Here is a 3601-nt window from a genome sequence, read left to right as displayed (position 1 = left end):
ATCCATTCGCCACGCCCGAGTAAAGCTGGTCCATGGCCTTCTCCACCATGTCCCAGGTGTGATCACCCCCGTTCATCACCTCGCCAGACCGGGGCTGCGAGGCAAAGATCACGTTGAGAAGTTGCTCCTTGAGTCTGGCGCCGGAGCTCGCGGCAAATTTCTCTCCATCCACACCTTGTTCCTGCAGCACGACCACGATCCGGTTGGTCATGTCCGACACGATCCCGTTGAGGGCTTCCTGGTCGCCCACTTCCACGGCGAGCAGGAAGGGCTCATAGATGTCAGAAAGAAGGCCCCGGGGGCCATAGAGGCCCGGCCCCAGATCCTGCAAACCAGGGTCATGCTGCTGAGCCTTCAGATTGAGCATCTCCCCGCGCACAAACTCCTTCAGGCCCGCAATGCGGTCTCCAAGACGTGCCTTGGTCGCCTGACTGCCGTAGTTGTCCAGGGCGGTGGTGAGTTGCTCCAGCACCTCCATCTTCTCATGGAGGGCATGCGAGGGCAGCTCCTGATACTTGTCGGCAAGTTTCTTGATATCCTGCAGATGGCTGCTGCCCGACCATTCCGAGCGCCCCAGTTTCCCGGGGAAAATGCTGAGGAAGTTGGACAGTCGGCGGCTCGACATCTCCTCCGGCGTCTTCTTGAGCAGGGCCTTGATGCCCGCCCGGCTGATGGTCTGATCCGGCTCTATGCCGCGTTCACGCAGCGGCGTCATGGACTCCTTTCCCAGGGCTTCCCGTTTTACCTTCGCGGCGATGGACGGGTGAATGACCTCCACCTGTCCCCCATCCTGCTGGGGCGGAGGAGCGAGTGGAAGGTTGAGATTGCCGACGGAAGTGGTGCGGTTCATGGAAATGAGGTCTAAGTTGGAGTGGAAGCGAGGACAGGACCGGAGATGCCGGGGCCGACGGTTCAGATGCGGACGAAGTTTGCCATGGCGGGCTCCGGCTCGGTCTCAGCCGCTCCAGGGGATCCGGCAGTCTCCGCCACCCCACCGGCCAGACGCGTCTTCCAGTGCACGGCCCAGTTCACAAACTGGTTCAGCACTTCCACAAACTCCTCTGCGGAGGCATTGGCGAGCGCGTAGCTGCGATTGAGGAACACCTCGCCCGTCTCGCGCAACAGGCCGAAGGACGTGCCTGGGGCGATCTCGCTGTCGAAGAGCTGAGCCTCCAGCAGCACCTCGAAAAACGCCTCCCGCCCGCTGGCAGGAGCACTCCCCAGGCTGGCGTACACGGCGACGGTCTCGTGGTTGAAGGGGGATTTCTCCAGGAGCACGGTGAGCTGGTCATCCACCCGCAGGGCGGCCACGCCGGTGTCCGCCGGAGAGAGGGATTCCAGGCCCAGTTCCTGGGCGGTGAGGTCGAGCAGATTTTCGAAGTTCATGGAGAGTAGGGTGGAAATGACGGTGGGCTTCATGGAAGCGCCGTGTGCCCCATACTCTGGCCGGGTCGGTGAAAAAGTTACACCGCCGTTTCAAGAAACTGTAATTCACCCCAGGACAGGGCGACGGCCTAGCCCTGATATTGTTTCCTAAACTGGAGCGGGGTCATGCCCATGCGCTTGCGGAAATGCTGGGTGAAGGTGCTCTGGTCGCAGAACCCGTGCCGCAGCGCGACATCTATGACCTGGAGGCGGGTCTTCACCAGGGCCTCCGCCGCCTTCTGAATCCGCAGGCGGATCATGAGCTCGTACGGAGTCACGCCCAGTGATTCCTGAACCCTGCGGTAGAGGGTGCGCTCAGAGAGGCCACAGGCGTGGGCCACCTCGGCCGTGCTCAGGACGCGGTCCGTGTGTTTTTGCAGATAGGCGAGGATGTTGCGAGCCTCAGCCGTGGCTGCCGAGGATCGCGTCCCGGCATCCGGCCGGGTGATGCCCACCAGACCCACCACACTGCCATCCTTGCCCTGCACGGGCATCTTGGTGGTGAGGAACCAGGCGGGGCGACGCTGCTCGTCGTACCACATCTCCAGACGGCTCACGAGCGGCTTCCCGCTGGTGAAGACGATCTGGTCATCCTCCCGGAAGGTCTGGGCGGTCTGTGGGTCGAAGAAGTCCTCGTCCACCCGACCGACGATGTCGGACTCCCGCTTCAGTCCCAGACGCTCCAGCATGTTGCTGCTGGCAGCCATGAGACGGCTCTGGCGATCCTTGGCAAAAAAGAAGACCTCCGGCAGGTGCTCGAAGAGGTGTCGGACGACCTGTGGATCGGCCATGCTGGCGAAGAATGCTTGCTGTAAGGCTGGGTCGCCCATGGCAGGATCATCACATTTTTTGGCAGCTTGACCACAAAATAGCGCAAACAGAGGCCGTTTTAATCGCCCTCAGTCATGCATCCTCCTCACCCGCCGCTCCCACCCTGCCCACGTCCCCATGAATCTGCACCGTCAGCCCCGTTATCGCGCTTATGAAAGGGGTGGACGACACGACCGGGGCGGGTGCCGCGCTGCTGGACCTGCCTGCCGGGTTCGACTTTAAGCATCGCTCCTTTGATGAAGAACTGGCTGAGCACGCCATGAGCATCCGGCTCTATGTTCGCTCTCTGATGCCCGGTTATGAGGGGGCCGATGACATTGCGCAGGAGACGCTGCTGAAGATCTGGCAGAAGCGGGCGGACTTCACCCCGGGCTCCAACTTCAAGGCCTGGGCCTTTCAGATCGCACGCTATCTGGTGCTGAATCAACGCCGCCGGCTGGCGAACTCCAAGGTGACGCTGCTGGATGATGAGCTGCTGAACCGCATTGACCAGCACTGGAGGGAGGAGCCGGCCCCGCAGATGGATGAGGAGATGGCAGCGCTGGCGTCATGCATGAGCCAGTTGAGCCCGGAGGACCGGCAACTGCTCCAGGCCCGGTATTTCTCCAGGACACCCCTGAAGGATCACGCGACCGCGCTGGGGATCAGGCTCTCCACGCTGCGGGCGAGGCTGTTCCGCCTGAGGGTGGCGCTGGCGCGTGATATTGAGGAGAGGTTAGCCGGTGCGTCAGTGCGTCAGTAGCCAGTGCGTCAGTGCGTCAAGGTGTTGGGCTTGAAGTTGTACGGAGTACAGGCTTCAGCCTGCGATGCTTTGGCGCTTGGTGCTTGGGGCGCGGTCAGAACATAGATTACACTTCGGAAAGCGGCAGCGGGGCAGCTCGCCTCTTTCGAGTTAGCTCATGAACCCGGAGGGTTCGCCCATCCGTAGCCATGGGGCGGCCGGGCGGAGCGAAGACTACCCATGGTGGGCAGGTTTGGGAATTCTACCGCGGAGCGGTAGGCCCATGGCGGCCAGAGTCTGCGTGGGTGTGTCGCGGGAATGACGTCAGGGGTTTGCAATGCGAGTGGCCTACCACTCCGCGGTAGCAGGTGCGCGGGCGATGTCCCCTGATCAGCCCCTGACGTTCGCGGCAAGATGCCGCGAACAGCACGCAGGATGCGTGCGGTCCCCGAGCTTCATCGTTGCGGGGCACCCATATAAGTGGAGGACACGTTTTTGGGAGCTTGCTCATGAACCCGGAGGGTTCGCCCATGCATAGCCATGGGTCGGCCGAGTGGAGCGAGGACTACCCATGGTGGATTGGGTTGGAAATTCTACCGCGGAGCGGTAGGCCCATGGCGGCAG

The 3601-nt window shown here is 62.2% G+C and carries 4 protein-coding genes; 1 reads left to right on the top strand and 3 read right to left on the bottom strand.

Features of this window, described 5'->3' with window-relative positions; genetic code table 11:
• The 3 genes from BV106_RS13890 to BV106_RS13880 form a co-directional block, all read right to left on the bottom strand.
• A partial coding sequence (locus BV106_RS13890; RefSeq protein ID WP_038165579.1) for a hypothetical protein occupies window positions 1-850 on the bottom strand: 850 nt, incomplete at its 3' end.
• A gap of 62 nt (window positions 851-912) precedes the next feature.
• Window positions 913-1386, bottom strand: coding sequence for a type III secretion system chaperone (locus BV106_RS13885; RefSeq protein ID WP_265595666.1), 474 nt, complete (start codon window positions 1384-1386; stop codon window positions 913-915).
• 128 nt (window positions 1387-1514) lie between these two features.
• Window positions 1515-2216, bottom strand: a complete 702-nt coding sequence (locus BV106_RS13880) for a helix-turn-helix domain-containing protein (protein ID WP_063767935.1) — start codon at window positions 2214-2216, stop codon at window positions 1515-1517.
• A gap of 191 nt (window positions 2217-2407) precedes the next feature.
• Here BV106_RS13880 and BV106_RS13875 point away from each other — a divergent pair, with 191 nt between their 5' ends.
• Window positions 2408-2998 (top strand): sigma-70 family RNA polymerase sigma factor, encoded by a 591-nt coding sequence (locus BV106_RS13875; protein ID WP_051945785.1) that lies wholly within the window; start codon window positions 2408-2410, stop codon window positions 2996-2998.
• The last annotated feature ends 603 nt before the right edge of the window (window positions 2999-3601 follow it).

It is taken from the genome of Verrucomicrobium sp. BvORR106, from assembly GCF_000739655.1.
GTDB lineage: Bacteria > Verrucomicrobiota > Verrucomicrobiia > Verrucomicrobiales > Verrucomicrobiaceae > Verrucomicrobium.
This window is presented reverse-complemented; position numbering and strand designations above follow the sequence as displayed.

What these genes read in the sequence shown, in the direction of transcription:
- BV106_RS13880 (WP_063767935.1), bottom strand. Translation starts at nt 2,216, where the DNA reads ATGGCCGATCCACAGGTCGTCCGACACCTCTTCGAGCACCTGCCGGAG.
- BV106_RS13885 (WP_265595666.1), bottom strand. Translation starts at nt 1,386, where the DNA reads ATGAACTTCGAAAATCTGCTCGACCTCACCGCCCAGGAACTGGGCCTG.
- BV106_RS13875 (WP_051945785.1), top strand. Translation starts at nt 2,408, where the DNA reads ATGAAAGGGGTGGACGACACGACCGGGGCGGGTGCCGCGCTGCTGGAC.